The sequence below is a fragment of the Bordetella bronchiseptica genome (assembly GCF_900636925.1).
GTDB lineage: Bacteria > Pseudomonadota > Gammaproteobacteria > Burkholderiales > Burkholderiaceae_B > Bordetella > Bordetella pertussis.
The window spans coordinates 4,073,611-4,090,311 of record NZ_LR134326.1; the positions used below are offsets into that span (position 1 = coordinate 4,073,611).

Consider the following 16,701-nt stretch of genomic DNA (forward strand, 5'->3'; position numbering starts at 1 on the left):
GGCCTACGTGCCCAGCCACCACCACAGCGCCGCGCCGGCCGCCAGCCAGACCGCCACCACCAGCACGGCGCCGGCGCGCACGCGCGGCTTGCCGCCCCGCACCCGCATCCACTCGTCGGCCTGGTTGCGGCATTGCGCCAGGACTTGCGGCGGCACCATGCGTATGGCCAGCCAGATCAGGGCGGGCAGCAGCAGGACGTCGTCCACGTATCCCAGCACGGGGATGAAATCCGGAATCAGATCGATGGGGCTGAGCGCATAGGCCACCACCAGCAGGCCCAGCGCTTTCGCGTACCAGGGCGTGCCAGGGTGCCTGACCGCGAACCACAGCGTCACGCCGTCGCGCCTGATCCGCCTGGCCCAGGCCTTCAATGCCTCGCCGATGCGCATGATGCGGAGAAATGGGGTGGGGGCCGGATATTGTATCGGCGCGCGCGGCGGCGCCGCGCGAAGCGGCGGATATACTTTCCAACCATGCCGGGCCGCGCAGGCCGCCGCCGCGCGCCCGGTTCATGGCTTATGGGAACGAAGAAATGCAAAGGCTACGCTTTGACCTGGTGACCCTGCGCCTGTTCGTCGCCGTCTACGAAGAGCGCAGCCTGTCCAAGGCGGCCGAACGCGAGTTCATCGCGCCGTCGGCCTTGAGCAAGCGCATCACCGACATGGAGCAGATGCTCAACCGGGAGCTGTTCATCCGCAACCACCGCGGCATCGAACCCACGCCCCTGGCCGAGCAGATGATGCCCTACGTGCGCAATGTCATGCGCGACCTGGCGCAGATGAGCGAAATGGCCCATGGCGACGAACACGGCATCTCCGGCTACGTGCGCATCATCACCACCATGGCGGCCACCTGCCAGTACCTGCCGCGCGAGCTGGCGCTGTTCCTGCAGCGCTACCCGGGCATCCGGGTGGACCTGCAGGAAGACGTCAGCCAGATCGTGGCCGACGCCGTGCACGAAGGAACGGCGGACCTGGGCATCATGTTCGCCGGCGCCAACACGGCCGGCCTGCAGATGTTCCCCTATCACATGGATGTGCTGACCGCCCTGGTGCCCAACGACCACCCGCTGGCCTCGTGCGCGGCGCTCAAGCTGGGGCAGCTGCTGGACTACGAAATCGTCGGCCCGCGCAAGGGCAGCACGCTGGAGTCCCTCATCCTGCAGGCGGCCCGCGAGCTGGGCCGCGACATCAAGCCGCGCATGCGCATCTCGGCGTTCGACACGCTGTGCCAGATGGTGCACGAAGACCTCGGCGTGGCGGTGGTGCCGCGCCACTACCTCAACCAGATCAACCGCGCCATCGCGGTCACGCCCGTGCCCCTGGACGAAACCTGGGCGGCGCGCCAGCTGTATGTCTGCGTCAAGGACCTGGAGCGCCTGCCCGTGGCCGCGCGCATGCTGCTTACCTTCCTGCAGGAACAGCGCTTCGCCGGCGTCGAATAGCGGCCGCGCGCGCTCATCAGGGTAAACCCAGGTCGCGCGATCCGCGAAGCAGCCTTCGTACAAGACCGCTACCCGGGCCGCGGCGGTCTCCCTAGAATTTGCATCCGAGATCGGCAACAGCCGTCCGGAGCATTTCTCAGGGGGATTCCGCCATGTCCATGCCCGTCAACGGCACGCCCGGTGACGCCACCCCAGCCATCGAGTTCCAGGGGGCCGAAAAAACCTACTTCGGTTCGACCCCCGCCAAGGACTACGCCGCGCTGGCCGCCACCACGCTATCGATCGCCCAGGGCGAATTCGTTTCCATTGTCGGGCCCACCGGCTGCGGCAAGTCCACGCTGCTCAACCTGGTGGCGGGGCTGATGCAGCCGTCGGCCGGACGCGTGCGCGTGTTCGGCGAAACGCTGGCCGACGTCAACACGCGTGCCGGCTACCTGTTCCAGGCCGACACCCTGCTGCCCTGGCGCAGCGCGCTGGACAACGTCAAGGCCGGCCTGGCGTTTCACCGCGTGCCGGCGGCCGAGGCCGAGGCGCGCGCCCGCGACTGGCTGTCCCGCGTCGGCCTGGCCGCGCATGTGCACAAGCTGCCGCACGAGCTGTCCGGCGGCATGCGCAAGCGCGTGGCGCTGGCGCAGACCCTGGTGCTCGATCCCAACATCATCCTGATGGACGAGCCGTTCAGCGCGCTGGACGTGCAGACCCGCCTGCTGATGGAAAACGAGTTGCTGGACCTGTGGATGTCCAGCCGCAAGACCGTGCTGTTCGTCACCCACGACCTGGAGGAAGCGATCTCGCTGTCCGACCGCGTGGTGGTGCTGTCGGCCGGCCCGGCCACGCGCCCCATCGCCGAATTCGCCATCGACCTGCCGCGCCCGCGCGACGTGTCCGAAATCCGCCTGACCCCCGAGTTCTCCGAACTGCACCGGAAGATCTGGGACGCCATGAAAAACGAGGTCCTGAAAGCCTATGCTGGCCGCACGCACTGAATCCCTGCCGGCCGCCCGCCGGCCGCGCCCCGCCCGGCGCGCCACGTTGGTGGCCGTCACCCGGCTCGCCATCCTGGCCGGCTTCCTGGCCGCCTGGCACCTGCTCAGCGAGACCGGCGTCCTGCCGGTGTTCTTCTTCGGCCAGCCCGTGGAAGTCGCGCGCACGGTGACCGACTGGTTCGCCAGCGGCGAGATCTATCCGCACCTGCTGGTCACCCTGGCCGAGACGCTGCTGTCGTTCGGACTGGGCAGCGCGACGGGGCTGGCGGTCGGCCTGTGGCTGGCCCTGCACCCGTTCTGGGCCGCCGTGTTCGACCCGTTCATCAAGGCCATCAACTCGATGCCGCGCGTGGTGTTCGCGCCCATCTTCGCCGTATGGTTCGGCCTGGGCATCGGCTCCAAGGTGGCCCTGGGCGTGACGCTGGTGTTCTTCGTGGTGTTCTTCAACGTCTACCAGGGCGTGCGCGACGTCAACCCCAACGTGGTGGCCAGCGCCCGCATGCTGGGCGCGCGGCCGCGCGACCTGCTGCGCCACGTCTACCTGCCCTCAGCCACCAGCTGGCTGTTCTCCAGCCTGCACAATGCCGTGGGCATGGCTTTCGTCGGCGCGGTCATCGGCGAGTACCTGGGCTCGTCGGCGGGCGTGGGCTACCTGATCCTGCAGGCCGAAGGCGTCTTCGACATCAATACGGTTTTCGCCGGCATCGTGGTGCTGACGCTGTTCGCGGTCATCCTGGATTTCGTGGTCTCGATCGCCGAAAAGCGCCTGCTCAGCTGGCAACCCGCAAACCGGCCCTGAAGCCGGCTTGCCGCAACACCGCGGGCCGCCCCGGCGGCCTTCGACAACGCGTCTCGTCCTTCCATGACGGGCAGAACAAGGGAAAACACATCATGCACGACCTGCTCCAACCACTGCGCCGCGGGATGGCCCGCGGCCTGTTCGCCTGCTCCGCCCTGCTGGGCGCGGCACTGCTGCCCGCTTCGGCCGGCGCCGCCAAGCCCATCGCCGTGACCCTGGCCGTCGGCGGCAAATCGTCCGTCAACTACCTGCCGCTGACCCTGGCCGAGCGGCTGGGCTACTTCAAGGACGAAGGGCTGGACGTCAAGATCACCGACTTCGCCAGCGGCTCGAAGGCCTTGCAGTCGCTGGTGGGCGGAAGCGCCGACGTGGTCATGGGCTACTACGACCACACCATCCAGATGCACGCCAAGAACCAGGATATCCGCGCCTTCGTGCAGACCGGCCGCTACCCCGGGCTGGTGATGGGCGTGACCAAGGGGTTCGCCGACAAGTACCGCGGCCTGCAGGACCTGAAAGGCGCGCGCGTGGGCGTCATCGGCCCGGGCTCGAGCACCCACTTCATGCTGAACTACCTGCTGCAGAAGGAAGGCGTCGCCCTGGACGCGCCGTCCATCGTCGCGGTGGGCGTGGGCCCCATGGTCGTGGCCGCCGTCAAGCAGCAGAAGGTCGACGTGGTGGTCAACGTCGAGCCGGTCACCACCATGATGGAGCGCGACGGCGACATCAAGGTCGTGGCCGACACGCGCACCGAGGCCGGCACGCGCGCCGTCTACGACGGCATCTATCCGGCCGCCGTGCTCTACGCGCGCAACGGCCTGCTGGAAAAGCAGCCGGAAGTCGCCCAGAAGCTGGCCAGCGCCATGGTGCGCACCCTGCAATGGATCGCCGCCGCCACGCCGCAGCAGATCGTCGACGCCATGCCGTCCGACTACTACCTGGGCGACAAGGCGCTGTACCTGGCCGTGATCGAGAAAAGCATCCACCTGTACTCGCCCGATGGCCTGATGCGCCAGGAAGACGCCGAGACGGCCTACCGCGTGCTCAAGAAGTTCGACAACAGCGTGGCCAAGGCGGGCGACTTCGACCTGCACCAGACCTACACCAACGACTTCGTGACGCGCGCGACCGCCAGCCTGGCCGCCGCCAAACCGTGACGACATGGCCGCACGCACACTGTTCGACAAGATCTGGGACAGCCACGTCATCGCCTCCACCGAGGAAGGCGACGTGCTGCACGTGGACCGCCACTACCTGCACGACCTGGGCGGCGCGCCGGCCCTGAAGGCGCTGGCGGCGCGCGGCCTGGCGGTGCGCGCGCCGGACCTGACCGTGGCCATCCCCGACCATACGGTGGCCACCGGGCCGGGGCGCGTCAGCCCCATTCCGCATATCGTGCTGCGCCTGGTCGACGACCTGCAGGCGCGCTGCCAGGCCGCCGGCATCCGCTACATCGCCGCCGACGACGACGCGCACGGCATCGTGCACGTCATCGCGCCGGAGCAGGGCCTGACCCTGCCCGACATGATCGTGGTGTGCTGCGACAGCCACACCTGCACGCATGGCGCGCTGGGCGCCATCGGCTTTGGCATCGGGTCCAGCGAAGTCGAGCACGTGCTGGCCACGCAGGCCATCGTGCAGCGCAAGCCGCGCCAGTTGCGCGTGCGGCTGCACGGGCGCCGCCGTCCCGGCGTCACGGCCAAGGATGTGGCCCTGCACCTGGTCAGCGTCATCGGCGCGGCCGGCGGCAGCGGCCATGCGGTCGAATACGCCGGCGAGGCCGTCGCGGCCATGGACATCGAAGAGCGCATGACGCTGTGCAACCTGTCGATCGAGTTCGGCGCCAAGATCGGCCTCATCGCCCCCGACGACACCACGTTCGCCTGGCTGGCGGGCCGCCGGCACGCGCCGCGCGGCGCACGGCTGCAGCAGGCGCTGGCCGCCTGGCGCGCGCTGCGCAGCGACGCGGACGCGGTGTTCGACCGCGAGCTGGACCTGGACCTCGGCGCGCTGGCGCCGCAAATCACCTGGGGCACCAGCCCGCAGGACGCCATGGACGTGGCCGGCGTCGCGCCCGACCCGCGCGGCTATGCCGATCCGGCGCGGCAACGCGCCGCCGCCGCCGGCCAGGCCTACCTGGGCGTCACGCCCGGGGCCCCGTTGGCCGGCCTGGCGGTGGACCGGGTGTTCATCGGCTCGTGCGCCAACGGCCGGCTCGACGATCTGCGCGCCGCCGCGGCGCAAGTGCGCGGACGCCGCGTCGCCGATCACGTGACCGCCTGGGTGGTGCCGGGCTCGCAGGCGGTCAAGCGGCAGGCCGAGGCCGAAGGACTGGCGCGCGTGTTCACCGACGCCGGATTCGACTGGCGCGAACCCGGCTGCTCGATGTGCCTGGCCGCCAACGGCGAACTGGCCGAGCCGGGACAGCGCGTGGTGGCCACCTCCAACCGCAATTTCGTCGGCCGCCAGGGGCGCGACGTGCGCACCCACCTGGCCAGCCCCGCCACCGCCGCGGCCTGCGCCATCGCCGGCGTGATCGCCGCGCCGCTGCCCTGACCCCGCACCTGTTCCATGCGCCACCGCGGCCATCCCTGACATGACTCCTTTCATCCAACACCAAGGCGTGGCGGCCAGCCTGCCCATGGCCAATATCGACACCGACGTGATCGTGCGCGTCGAGCGGCTGGTGGCCCTGGACCCGGGCCAGTTCGGCCCCTATGCCTTCGAAGTGCTGCGCTATCGGCCCGACGGCAGCGAGAACCCCGACTTCGTGCTCAACCGCGAGCCCTGGCGGCATGCCTCCATCCTGCTGTGCGGGCCCAATTTCGGCTGCGGCAGTTCGCGCGAATCCGCCGTCTGGGCGCTGGCCGACTTCGGCATCCGCTGCGTGATCGGCACCACGTACGGCGACATCTTCCGCGCCAACTGCCTGCAGAACGGCGTGCTGCCCATCAGCCTGGACGCCGCCGCGCTGGAGCGGGTGCGGCAGGCGGCCGAGGCGTCCCCGGGCCGCCCGCTGGTGGTGGACCTGCGCCAGCGCCTCATCACGGATGCCGCCGCACGCCTGGCGCAGCCGTTCGAGATCGATGATTTCTGGCGCGAGGCTCTCATGGCCGGCGCCGACCAGATCCAGCGCACGCTGCGGTTGAGCGACCGCATCGACGCGTTCCAGCAGGCCCACCGGGCGCGCGCGCCCTGGGCCTACGACACCCAAATCCAGGAGTAGAAGTTGAGCGAGCAGAATCGATTGCTGCTGATCGGCGGCGACGGCGTGGGCGCCGAAGTGGTCCACGAAGCCGGGCGCATCGCGCAATGGTTCGCCGCCCGGCGCGGCCTGCCGCTGTCGATCGGACAGGCGGCGTTCGGCGTCGAGGTGCTGAACCGTACCGGCCGCATCATGACCGACGATACGCTGGCGCAGATCCGCGCGGCCGATGCCGTGCTGTTCGGCGCCATCGGCGGGCCGGAGTACGACCGGCTGCCGCTGGAGCAGGTGCGCGAGGAAGGCCTGCTGCGCATCCGGCGCGAACTCGGGCTTTACGCCAACCTGCGGCCGGTGCGCTATTGGCCGGCCCTGGCCGAGCTGTGCCCCTTCGTGCCCGAGCGCGTCGAGAAGGTCGACATGATGATCGTGCGCGAGCTGGCCGGCGGCATCTACTACGCGTCGCCGCGCGGCATCGACCAGACCGGCGACGGCCGCCGCGTCGGCACCAACACCCAGCGCTATGACGACCTGGAGATCCGCCGCATCGCCCGGGTGGCCTTCGAGCTGGCCCGCGCGCGCGGCGGCCGCGTCTGCTCGGTCGACAAGTCCAATGTCCTGGAAAGCGGCCTGCTGTGGCGCGAGGAAGTCCAGGCCTGCCGCGACGCCGAGTATCCGGACGTGGAGCTCGAACACATCCTGGTCGACAACTGCGCCCTGCAGCTGTGCCTGCGGCCGGCGCGCTTCGACGTGCTGCTGGCGGACAACCTGTTCGGCGACATCCTGTCCGACGCCGCCGGCGCGGTGGCCGGTTCGCTGGGCATGCTGCCCTCGGCCTCGTTCGGCGCCGAGGACGGCGGCCGCCGCCGCGGCTTCTACGAGCCGGTGCATGGCAGCGCGCCCGATATCGCCGGCCAGGGCATCGCCAACCCGCTGGGCGCCATCCTGAGCCTGGCGCTGGCGCTGCGCTGGACGTTCCGCCAGCCGGCCGAGGCCGACCTGCTGGAACGCGCGGTGGAGCGCGCGCTGGCTGGCGGCGCGCGCACGCTCGACCTGCTGGCCGGCGCCGCCGCGCCGGCGCTGTCCACCCGCGCCATGGCCGACGCCGTGCTGCAGGCCCTTGAAACCCTGGCGGCGTGATCCGCCCGCGTCCCCGCCCCCCGTTCGACAGGTCCAAGCCATGAAATTCGTCCACAGCGAAACCCACCGCCGCCATGATCCGCAGTTCTTCATCGTGCGCGGCCAGATCACCCGCAGCACCGAACAGCCCGAGCGCGCCGACCGCCTGCTGGCGGCCGCGCAGCGCCGCGGCCACGAACGGGTCGAGGCGCGCGACTTCGGCGAGGCCATCCTGGCCGAAGTGCATTGCCCGCGCTATCTCGACTTCCTCAAGAACGGCTACGCGCAATGGCGCGCGCTGCCCGGCGCCAGCCAGGAGATCACGCCCCACGTCCACCCGCCGCGCGAGGAATCCGGGTATCCCGTCAGCATCATCGGCCGCGCCGGCTTCCATATCGCGGACACGTCCAGCCCCATGGGCCCGCACACCTGGGAAGCGGCCCTGGCCGCCAGCCACTCGGCCTGCACCGCGGCGCAGCTGGTGATCGAAGGCGCGCCGGCGGCCTATTCGCTGTCGCGCCCGCCCGGCCACCACGCCACGCGCGACCGCGCCGGCGGCTTCTGCTTTCTCAACCACACCGCGGTCGCAGCGCAATGGCTGCGCCATCATGTCGCGCGCGTGGCCATCCTGGACGTGGACGTGCACCATGGCAACGGCACCCAGGACATCTTCTACGAGCGCGACGACGTGCTGCATGTCTCGCTGCACGCCGACCCCGCGTACTTCTATCCGTTCTTCACCGGCTACGCGCAGGAGACCGGCCGCGGCATCGGCGCGGGCTGCAACCTGAACCTGCCGCTGCCCATCGGCACCGACGACGAGGCCTTCCTGGCGGCCTTGCGCATCGCCTGCCGGCGCGTGCTCGACTTCAAGCCGGACGTGGTGGTCGTGGCGCTGGGCCTGGACACCTATGAAGGCGATCCCCTGAACGCCTTTCGCATCACCACGCCCGGCTTCGCCCGTATCGGCCAGGCCATCGCCGGCCTGGCGCTGCCCACCGTGCTGGTCCAGGAAGGCGGCTACCTGTCCGACGAACTGGGCGAGAACCTGGCCACTTTCCTCGACGGTTTCTGCCAGCACCACCGCCCCACCGCCACGCTGCGCTGACCCGGACCTCGCCACACTCCTGACGGAAGCACACCCTTGAAGACATTCGACAGCCAGGCGACCGAAGCGCGCCTGCCCTTTGACCGCCTCATCCCCGCCCTGCGCCAGATGTTCGTCGACGGCTGCGAAGTGCCGCGACGCCACAGCCACACGCTGGCGCGGCGCGCAGACACCGCCGACACGCTGCTGATCATGCCGGCCTGGCAGGAAGGCCGCTACCTGGGCATCAAGCACGTGACGATCTACCCGGAAAACGGCGCCCAGGGCTGGCCCGGCCTGCACTCGTCGTACACGCTGTTCGACGCGCGCAACGGCCGGCCGCTGTCCATCATCGACGGCGACCAGATCACCGTGCGCCGCACCGCCGCCGCCTCGGCGCTGGCCGCCAGCTACCTGGCGCGGCGGGACGCCGCCCGCCTGCTGGTGGTGGGCGCGGGCAACGTGGCGCGCGCGCTGGCCCCCGCCTACGCCGCCGTGCGCGCCATCGATACCGTGGAGGTCTGGGACATCGACCCCGGCAAGGCCGAGGCGCTGGCCGCGCATCTGCGCGACCAGGGCATGCGCGCCCGCGCCGTCGCCGACCTCGAGCCGGCGGCGCGCCAGGCCGACATCATCACCTGCGCCACCTTGTCGCGCGCGCCGCTCGTCCTGCGGGCATGGCTGCGGCCGGGCACGCACCTGGATCTCATCGGCAGCTTCCAGCCCGGCATGCGCGAAGCCGACGACGCCGCCTTCGCCGACACCTCGGTCTTCGTCGACACCGGCGAGGCGCTGGAGAAATCGGGCGACCTGCTTGCGCCCATGGCGCTGGGCCTGTTCGACGCCGGCAAGCTGCAGGCGACGCTGGAAGAGCTGTGCCGCGGCGCGCACCCGGGGCGCCGGTCGGACGAGGAAATCACCGTCTACAAGGCCGTCGGCACCGCGTCGGAAGACCTGGCCGCCGCCATCCTGGTCTACCAGGCGGCCTGAGCCGCGGCCCGGCCGGCCTTCAGTCCCGCGCCAGCAAGGCGCCGCGCTCGAGCAGCCAGTCCTCGAAGCGGCGATGCGCCACCGTCTTGACCACGCCGGCGGGCGTGAGGCACGCATAGCGTTGCGGCGGGGTGCGCAGATCGGGAAAGGGCTGCGCGAGCCGGCCGGTTTCCAGATCGTGGTCCAGCGTCGGCAACGGCCCCAGCGCGATGCCCAGGCCGTCGACCAGCGCGCTATAGGTCACGTAGTAGTGGTCGAAGCGCAGGCGCCGCGCGGGGATCGCGCCGGCGCAGCCGGCCGCGTTCAGCCATTGCTGCCAGATGCCGGGCCGCGTCTCGGTGTCGAGCAGGACATGATCGGCCAGTTGCTCCAGCGTATGCAACGGCTGGCGCGCCAGCAGGGCGGGCGCCGCCAGCACGGTGTGCCATTCGTCCAGGAACGGCAAGGCCGAGAAGTGGCCGGCATTGACCGGGCCGATGCGTATGGCCGCGTCGAAGCTGCCGGCCAGCGTCAATTGCTGCGTGGTCGCGGTCTGCACCTGCACCAGGATGTCCGGGTTGCGGGCATAGAAATCCGGCAGGCGCGGAATCAGCCAGCGCATGGCGAAGGTGGCTGGCGCGTTGACGCGCAGCAGGCGCGACGCGCTGCCGCGGCCATAGCGGCGCGCGGCGTCCTCGATGCGCTGCATGGCCGCGCTGACTTCCTGCGCGAACGCCAGCGCGTGCGGCGTCGGCGCCATCCGCTGGCCCGTGCGCACGAACAGCTTCTGCCCCAGCCACTCCTCCAGCTGTTGCACCTGGCGGCTGATGGCGCCATGCGTGACGTTCAGCTCTTCGGCGGCGGCCGTATAGCTGCCGCGGCGACAGGCGGCGAGAAAGGCGCGCAGCGCCGGCAAGGGGGGAATACGCGACATCGGCGGGAACGGTGAATATGACCAATCAATGACCAAAGGCGTGAGCAGAACTCACAAAACCGGCAAAACCTATCACAGCAAACCCATTTTACGCACGATATGCTGGGCGCACTGTCTGACTCATGAGTTTCACGCCCACATGTCCGCACCCATTGCATTGCACGGCCGTCATTACGCTTTGCCCCAACGTCCCACCGTCGTCGTCTGCATCGACGGCTGCGACCCGGAATACATCGCCCGCGGCATCGCCGACGGGGTCTGCCCGGCCATCGCGCGCTTCTTCGAGGAAGGGTTTGGCGCCGTGGCCGATTGCGTCATGCCCTCGTTCACCAATCCCAACAATGTGTCGGTGGTGACCGGCGCGCCGCCGGCGGTGCACGGCATCGGCGGCAACTACTACCTCGATCGCGACACCGGGCGCGAAATCATGATGACCGACGCGGCCCTGCTGCGCGGCGATACCCTGCTGGGCCTGATGTCGCAGGCCGGCGTGCCCACCGCCGCGATCACCGCCAAGGACAAGCTGCGCAAGGTGCTGGGCCATGGCCTGCGAGGCATTTGCTTCTCGTCCGAGAAGGCCGACCAATGCAGCGAAGCCGAACATGGCGTGGCCGACGTGGCGGCGCTGGTCGGCCGGCCCAGGCCCGACATGTATTCGGGCGACCTGTCCCTGTACGTGCTGGACGCCGGCCTGGCCCTGCTGCGCCAGGGCCGCGCCCGGCTGCTGTACCTGTCGCTGTCCGACTACATCCAGCACAAGCACGCCCCCGGCGAGCCGGAGTCCGATGCATTCCTGCGCGCCATCGACGCTCGCCTGCAGGCCTTCGTGGATGCCGGCGCGGTCGTGGCCTGCATTGCCGACCACGGCATGTCCCACAAGACCGACGCTCAAGGCCGGCCCAACGCGATCTTCCTGCAGGATCTGCTCGAAGCCCGGTTCGGCGCCGGCAGCGCGCGCATCATCTGCCCGATCACCGACCCGTTCGTGCGCCACCACGGCGCGCTGGGGTCGTTCGTGCGCGGGTACGCCCGCAATCCCGCCGACATCGAGGCCATGATGCAGGCGGCCGCCGCCATCGACGGCGTGCAGGAAGTCCTGTCGCGCGAACAGGCCGCGCAGCGGCTGGGCCTGCCGCTGGACCGCGAAGCCGACTTCGTCGTCATCTCGCACGAGTCGTACGTGCTGGGCTCGCGCGCCGACGAGCATGACTTGTCCACGGTCGGCGACCATCCGCTGCGCTCGCATGGCGGTTACTCCGAGCAGCCGGTGCCGTTCTTCCTGTCGCAGCCGCTGTCGCCAGCCTATCGCGAACGCGCCGCGCAAGGCGGCCTGCGCAACTTCGACATCTTCGATTTTGCGTTGAACGGGGTGCAGACGCAGGCCGCGGCCGACGCCTGACAGTATCCCGGCGCGATTAATGCCCAGGCCTTCCTGGGCAAGGCATTCCATTTTCCGTGGAATGCCTTTTTCTTTTTAAAAACAACATGTTGCGTTGATTTATTTTGCGCGGAGTCATCGCACGGTAACACTGAAAAATTATTATTTTTCGCATGAAAAGCAAGCGTGCAATCCTGATTATCTGCGACAGCCTGCGCCGCGACCTGGTCACGGCGCGAACCTGTCCGACCCTGACCGGGCTGGCCCAGGCATCGACCTGGTTCAGCCGCGCCGGCAGCGTGTTTCCCTCCACCACCCGCGTCAGCTCGGCCAGCATCGCCACCGGCTGCCGGCCGGCGCGCCACGGCCTGCTCGGCAACTGCATGCTGCTGCGCGAGGCGGACGGCCTGGCCAACCATTCGGCGGGCGACCCCGGGTTCGTCGAGCGCCTGCGCGCCGCCACCGGACATGCCCTGCGGGTGCCCACCCTGGCGCAACGGCTGGCCGCGCATGGCGGCGCCGCCATCTACTCCAACGTGTCGCCGGGCGCCGCCTATTTCCACGACCCCGACGGCCACGGACGGGTCTACCATCGCGCCGGTTCCTATGGCCCGGGCCGCCGGCCCTACAGCGGAGCCGAGGCGCTGGAGATCGCCAGCGGCGCGGCCGGCGACGCCGAGATGACGCGGCGCTTCTGCGCCATGCTGCAGGCGCCCGGCGCGCCGGCCATGGCCACGCTCTGGCTGTCCGAGCCCGACCACTCCGGACACGGCCATGCGCTGGGCAGCCCGGCCCACCTGGCGGCGATCGCCCACGCCGAGCGCTGCGTGGCGCAGGTGCTGGATACGGTCGACGCGCTGCGCGCCCGCGGCGAAGACATCTTGCTGATGGTGGGCTCGGACCACGGCATGGAGACCGTGCTGGGCGAAATCGATGTCGCCGCCGCGCTGGTCCAGGCCGGACTGAAAGACAGCCCGGACAGCCGCGAGCTGGTGGTCGCGCCCAACGGCACCGCGTGCGTGATCGGCATCGCGCCGGACGCGGCGGCGCGCACGGCCGCCGTCGCGGCCTTCCTGCGCCGCCAGGCGTGGTGCGGCCAGGTCTTCGGCGGCGCCGCGCTCGCCGGCATCGGCATGCCGCAGGACGATCCCGCCTGCGCCCTGGCCGTGACGATGCGCCACGACCCCGGCCCCAATGCCCACGGCGTGCCCGGCGCCGCCTGGATCGCCGCCGACCGCGGCGACGCCAAGCGCTACGACGGCCGCGGCCAGCACGGCGGCCTGGGCCCCAACGAACAAGCGCCCTTCCTCATCGCGCAAGGCGCCGGCTTCGCCGCCGGCGCGGTATGCGACCAGGCGGTCAGCCTGATCGACTACGCCCCGACGGTGCTGCGCCATCTCGGCCTGCCCGCCGACGGCATGGACGGCCGCCCCCTGCCCCATTCCTTCCCCGCCCCTTCCCCGGCTCATCGAGCCCTTTGACCCTGCACTCGATTCCCATGCACATGCAACGCCGTACCCTACTCAAACTTCTTGGCGCCGCCGGCATCGGCGGCCTGTACCCCGCCTTCGCGCACGCCCAGGCGGCCGAGCCGCGCCGTGGCGGCACGCTGAAAATCGCCCTGCTGGGCCTGGACACCTCCGATCCGCACCGCCACTCCGGCTCGATCGCCGTGCAGCAGGTCTATGCCGAAACCCTGACCAGCATCGCCGACGACGGCACCGTCAAGCCCTTCCTGGCCGAGCGCTTCGAACTGTCGGCCGACGGCCGCCGCTACACCTTCGTGCTGCGCAAGGGCATACGCTTTCACAACGGCCGCGCGCTGACCGCCCAGGACGTCAAGGCCAACTTCGAGCGCGTGCGCGACAAGGTCAAGGGCGGCTGGCTGAGCGGCGCCATGAAGCAGGTCAGCAGCCTGACCGTCGCCGGCGCGGACACGCTGCAGGTGGAACTGCAGGAGGCCTACGCCCCCTTCCTCAACCTGCTCTCCGAACTCTGGATCATCGCGCCGGAATCGCCCGGCTGGGACGACACGATCCGCCAGCCCATCGGCACCGGCCCGTTCACCTTCGGCAAATGGCAGCCCGACGTGCGCTTTCACGCGCCGGCGTTCGACAACTACTGGCAGCCCGGCCTGCCGTATCTGCAGGCCGTGGAATTCGACTTGCGCGGCGACCGCGACAACAGCCTGTCGCTGCGCTCGGGCGACCTGCACGTCGCCTACGTGGGCAACGACAAGCTGGACGCGCTGCGCAACGAGAACATCGGCGTGCAGCACCTGAAGGACACCGCCTGGTACTTCCTGTCGTTCAACAACCGCAAGCCCGGCAAGCTGATGCAGGACGCGCGCGTGCGCCAGGCCATCGCGCTGAGCCTGGACAAGCGCGTCTACATGGACTTCGTGCTCAAGGGCGCCCTGACCAGCGACCAGCCGATGCGGCCCGACACGTTCTACTGGGACCGCGCCCTCGAAGCGCGCGACCCCTACGCGAAGCCCGACCTGGCGCGCGCGCGCCAGTTGCTGCGGGAGGCCGGCGTGGATCCGGCAGGACACACCCTGAAGCTGGTTTCCTGGCAGAACGACTACGCGCAGGTCGCGGTGCAGATGGTGCGCGAACTCGGCTTCAGGATCGACCACCAGTCGCTCGACGATATCGGCGCGCAGCGCGCCCTCGCCCTGTACGACTGGGACCTGGCGCCGTTCCACTCCGGCCCGCGCGCCGACGTCTACCTGCGCTATGCGCGCCTGCTCTCCGATGGCCCCAGCCCCATGCTGTGGGGCGGCATCCAGGACAAGGAACTCGACGCCAGGATCGCCGCGGCCGTCAGCGCCCCCAATGCGCAGCAGGCGCGCGACGGCTACCTGCAGGCGTGGCAGCACGTCATGGACCGCCTCTACACGGTGGGGATCGGCCATGCGGCCGACGCCATCGGCGTGGCGCCCTCGGTGCGCGGCTACGCCACCGGCTACACCTGGAGCCAGAACCGCGTCGACGGCGGGCTGGCCCGCACCTGGCTGGCGGCGTGATGGCGGCGGCGCCTGTCCGGCCGGGCCGCCACTGGCCGTGGGTGCTGCTGCTGGCCGCCGCGCTGCTGGCGGCGGCCGGCCCCGCCCTGCTGTCCCACGACCCCTACGCGCAGAACCTGCTGGCGCGCAACCTGCCGCCGTCGGCCGCGCACTGGCTGGGCACCGACAATTTCGGCCGCGACGTCTACGCGCGCATCGTGATGGGCACCCGCCTGACCCTGCTGGTGGCGTTCTGCTCGGGCGCCATCGCCTTGCTGGGCGGCGCCGCCGTCGGCCTGCTGGCCTGTGCGCTGGGCGGCGCCGTGCGCGCCGCCGTCTACCTGGTGTTCGACCTGATCCGCACCCTGCCGCCCATCCTGCTGTCGCTGGCGCTGATGGTGGCGCTGGGGGTAGGCACGGGCTCGGTCATCGTCGCCGTCGGCATCTCGTTCATGCCGCTGTTCGGCTATGTCGCGCGGGCCGCCTACGAACGCGAAACCGCATCGGGCTACGTGCGCGCCGCGCGCGTGCTGGGCGTGGCGCCGGCCGCCATCGCCTGGCGCCACATCCTGCCCAACATCGCCGGCACCCTGCTCACCCAGCTGGCCATCGTGGTGCCGCGCGCCGTCGTCACCGAATCGGTGCTCAGCTTCTTCGGCCTGGGCGTGGCGCCCGACGTGCCGACCTGGGGCCGCATCATCGCCACCGCGGTGCCGTATGCCGAGCAGGCGCCGACCGCCCTGCTCTTTCCCGTGCTCGCGCTCGCCCTGACCTCGCTGGCCCTGTCGGTGGCCGGCAACCGGCTGCGCCGCCGCTTCGATCCGCTTTCCCGCCCCGCTGGAGCCTGCCCGTGAATGCCTTGCTGAGCTGCGCCACGCAATGCGCACGACAGTTGTTCTCCATCGCCGCGATCGCGTTCACGATCTTCCTGCTGGTACGCGCGGCGCCCGGCGACATCACCGACTATTACGCCGCGCGCGGCGACTACGACGCCGCCGGGCTGACCCAGCTGCGCGCCGACCTGGGGCTGGACCATGGGCTGGCGGTGCAGTTCCAGCGCTGGCTCGCCCACGCGTCGCAAGGCGACTTCGGCGAATCGATGCGCTACGGTTCGCCGGTCGCCGCCATGCTGGCCGAAGCCGTGCCGCACACGCTGCGGCTGGCCGCCGCCAGCCTGGCCTTCGGCCTGGCGCTGGGCGTCGGGCTGGCCGTCGCCGCACAGGCCTTCAAGCGCCTGCGCCTGGGCGCGCTGATCGAGGGCCTGAATATCTGGTCGATCGCCGTGCCCAGCTTCTGTACCGGCGTGCTCGGCATCCTGGTGTTCTCGATCTGGCTCAAGTGGCTGCCCATCCGGGGCCAGATGCTGCTGCCCGTCATCATCCTCGGCCTGGACATCGCCGGCCAGATCGCCAAGCCCCTGCACGAAGAACTGAAACAGACCGCCCGCGCCGGCTTCGTGCGCACGGCGCGCGCCAAGGGCCTGTCCAGCTGGCGCATCATCTGGCGCCACGTGCTGCCGAACTGCCTGTCGCAGGTCATCGCGCTGTCCGGCGTCATCCTGGGCGGCCTGGTGGGCGGCGCGCTCACCATGGAGGCGCTGTTCGCCCAGCCCGGGCTGGGCGGGTTGACGCTGGAAGCCATCCGCAGCCGCGACTATCCCGTCATCCAGGTCGCCGTCATGGCCCTGGCCACCTTCGTCATCCTCGTCAACATCGCCGCCGCCGCGCTGCAACGCTGGGCCGACCCGCGCCTGGCGCGCCGCGCCGCCTGAGAAC

16 protein-coding genes are annotated in these 16,701 nt (G+C 70.3%); 14 read left to right on the forward strand and 2 right to left on the reverse strand.

Annotated elements, in window-relative coordinates; all coding sequences use genetic code 11:
* Nucleotides 1-3: 3 nt before the first annotated feature.
* Complete coding sequence (locus EL288_RS19105) at nt 4-390, reverse strand: YkvA family protein (RefSeq protein ID WP_003808737.1); 387 nt, start codon at nt 388-390, stop codon at nt 4-6.
* 143 nt (nt 391-533) lie between these two features.
* Between EL288_RS19105 and EL288_RS19110 the strand changes: the two genes are divergently transcribed.
* The 9 genes from EL288_RS19110 (at nt 534) to lhpI (ending at nt 9,628) form a co-directional block, all read left to right on the forward strand.
* Complete coding sequence (locus EL288_RS19110) at nt 534-1,445, forward strand: LysR family transcriptional regulator (RefSeq protein WP_003808735.1); 912 nt, start codon at nt 534-536, stop codon at nt 1,443-1,445.
* A 152-nt stretch (nt 1,446-1,597) separates the two neighbouring features.
* Nucleotides 1,598-2,431, forward strand: a complete 834-nt coding sequence (locus tag EL288_RS19115) for an ABC transporter ATP-binding protein (RefSeq protein ID WP_003808734.1) — start codon at nt 1,598-1,600, stop codon at nt 2,429-2,431.
* 46 nt (nt 2,432-2,477) lie between these two features.
* Nucleotides 2,478-3,230 (forward strand): ABC transporter permease, encoded by a 753-nt coding sequence (locus EL288_RS19120; protein ID WP_080707688.1) that lies wholly within the window; start codon nt 2,478-2,480, stop codon nt 3,228-3,230.
* 92 nt (nt 3,231-3,322) lie between these two features.
* Nucleotides 3,323-4,387: an ABC transporter substrate-binding protein gene (locus EL288_RS19125; RefSeq protein WP_003808730.1), complete on the forward strand. Its 1,065-nt coding sequence runs from the start codon at nt 3,323-3,325 to the stop codon at nt 4,385-4,387.
* Nucleotides 4,388-4,391: 4 nt separating this feature from the next.
* Nucleotides 4,392-5,786, forward strand: a complete 1,395-nt coding sequence (leuC, locus tag EL288_RS19130) for a 3-isopropylmalate dehydratase large subunit (protein ID WP_003808729.1) — start codon at nt 4,392-4,394, stop codon at nt 5,784-5,786.
* A gap of 40 nt (nt 5,787-5,826) precedes the next feature.
* Complete coding sequence (gene leuD / locus EL288_RS19135) at nt 5,827-6,456, forward strand: 3-isopropylmalate dehydratase small subunit (RefSeq protein ID WP_010926020.1); 630 nt, start codon at nt 5,827-5,829, stop codon at nt 6,454-6,456.
* Nucleotides 6,457-6,459: 3 nt separating this feature from the next.
* Nucleotides 6,460-7,572, forward strand: coding sequence for a 3-isopropylmalate dehydrogenase (gene leuB, locus EL288_RS19140; protein ID WP_003808725.1), 1,113 nt, complete (start codon nt 6,460-6,462; stop codon nt 7,570-7,572).
* Between the two features lie 40 nt (nt 7,573-7,612).
* On the forward strand, nt 7,613-8,659 hold the full coding sequence (locus EL288_RS19145) for a histone deacetylase family protein (RefSeq protein ID WP_003808723.1): 1,047 nt from the start codon (nt 7,613-7,615) through the stop codon (nt 8,657-8,659).
* 36 nt (nt 8,660-8,695) lie between these two features.
* Nucleotides 8,696-9,628: a bifunctional Delta(1)-pyrroline-2-carboxylate/Delta(1)-piperideine-2-carboxylate reductase gene (lhpI, locus tag EL288_RS19150; RefSeq protein ID WP_015064444.1), complete on the forward strand. Its 933-nt coding sequence runs from the start codon at nt 8,696-8,698 to the stop codon at nt 9,626-9,628.
* Nucleotides 9,629-9,647: 19 nt separating this feature from the next.
* On the opposite strand, the gene EL288_RS19155 is transcribed toward lhpI, so the two are convergent.
* Complete coding sequence (locus EL288_RS19155; protein WP_010926018.1) at nt 9,648-10,541, reverse strand: LysR substrate-binding domain-containing protein; 894 nt, start codon at nt 10,539-10,541, stop codon at nt 9,648-9,650.
* Nucleotides 10,542-10,680: 139 nt separating this feature from the next.
* On the opposite strand from EL288_RS19155, the gene phnA reads away from it, so the two are divergent.
* The 5 genes from phnA to EL288_RS19180 all read left to right on the forward strand — a co-directional run bounded on the left by phnA (nt 10,681) and on the right by EL288_RS19180 (nt 16,697).
* On the forward strand, nt 10,681-11,940 hold the full coding sequence (phnA, locus tag EL288_RS19160; protein WP_003808715.1) for a phosphonoacetate hydrolase: 1,260 nt from the start codon (nt 10,681-10,683) through the stop codon (nt 11,938-11,940).
* Nucleotides 11,941-12,092: 152 nt separating this feature from the next.
* Nucleotides 12,093-13,400, forward strand: a complete 1,308-nt coding sequence (locus EL288_RS19165) for an alkaline phosphatase family protein (RefSeq protein ID WP_003808711.1) — start codon at nt 12,093-12,095, stop codon at nt 13,398-13,400.
* Between the two features lie 23 nt (nt 13,401-13,423).
* Complete coding sequence (locus EL288_RS19170) at nt 13,424-14,947, forward strand: ABC transporter substrate-binding protein (protein WP_225665683.1); 1,524 nt, start codon at nt 13,424-13,426, stop codon at nt 14,945-14,947.
* The gene (locus tag EL288_RS19175; RefSeq protein ID WP_003808706.1) at nt 14,947-15,780 is read left to right on the forward strand and encodes an ABC transporter permease; all 834 of its coding nucleotides are present in this window, start codon (nt 14,947-14,949) and stop codon (nt 15,778-15,780) included. The genes EL288_RS19170 and EL288_RS19175 overlap by 1 nt, the downstream gene beginning before the upstream one ends.
* The gene (locus EL288_RS19180) at nt 15,777-16,697 is read left to right on the forward strand and encodes an ABC transporter permease (RefSeq protein ID WP_010926014.1); all 921 of its coding nucleotides are present in this window, start codon (nt 15,777-15,779) and stop codon (nt 16,695-16,697) included. The genes EL288_RS19175 and EL288_RS19180 overlap by 4 nt, the downstream gene beginning before the upstream one ends.
* Nucleotides 16,698-16,701: the final 4 nt, after the last annotated feature.

Bases quoted from the DNA above. Each gene is read 5' to 3' on its own strand.
- EL288_RS19125 (WP_003808730.1), top strand. From the start codon at position 3,323: ATGCACGACCTGCTCCAACCACTGCGCCGCGGGATGGCCCGCGGCCTG.
- EL288_RS19110 (WP_003808735.1), top strand. From the start codon at position 534: ATGCAAAGGCTACGCTTTGACCTGGTGACCCTGCGCCTGTTCGTCGCC.
- EL288_RS19155 (WP_010926018.1), bottom strand. From the start codon at position 10,541: ATGTCGCGTATTCCCCCCTTGCCGGCGCTGCGCGCCTTTCTCGCCGCC.
- EL288_RS19115 (WP_003808734.1), top strand. From the start codon at position 1,598: ATGTCCATGCCCGTCAACGGCACGCCCGGTGACGCCACCCCAGCCATC.
- EL288_RS19170 (WP_225665683.1), top strand. From the start codon at position 13,424: ATGCAACGCCGTACCCTACTCAAACTTCTTGGCGCCGCCGGCATCGGC.
- EL288_RS19175 (WP_003808706.1), top strand. From the start codon at position 14,947: ATGGCGGCGGCGCCTGTCCGGCCGGGCCGCCACTGGCCGTGGGTGCTG.
- leuD (WP_010926020.1), top strand. From the start codon at position 5,827: ATGACTCCTTTCATCCAACACCAAGGCGTGGCGGCCAGCCTGCCCATG.
- EL288_RS19145 (WP_003808723.1), top strand. From the start codon at position 7,613: ATGAAATTCGTCCACAGCGAAACCCACCGCCGCCATGATCCGCAGTTC.
- EL288_RS19105 (WP_003808737.1), bottom strand. From the start codon at position 390: ATGCGCATCGGCGAGGCATTGAAGGCCTGGGCCAGGCGGATCAGGCGC.
- EL288_RS19165 (WP_003808711.1), top strand. From the start codon at position 12,093: ATGAAAAGCAAGCGTGCAATCCTGATTATCTGCGACAGCCTGCGCCGC.
- leuC (WP_003808729.1), top strand. From the start codon at position 4,392: ATGGCCGCACGCACACTGTTCGACAAGATCTGGGACAGCCACGTCATC.
- phnA (WP_003808715.1), top strand. From the start codon at position 10,681: ATGTCCGCACCCATTGCATTGCACGGCCGTCATTACGCTTTGCCCCAA.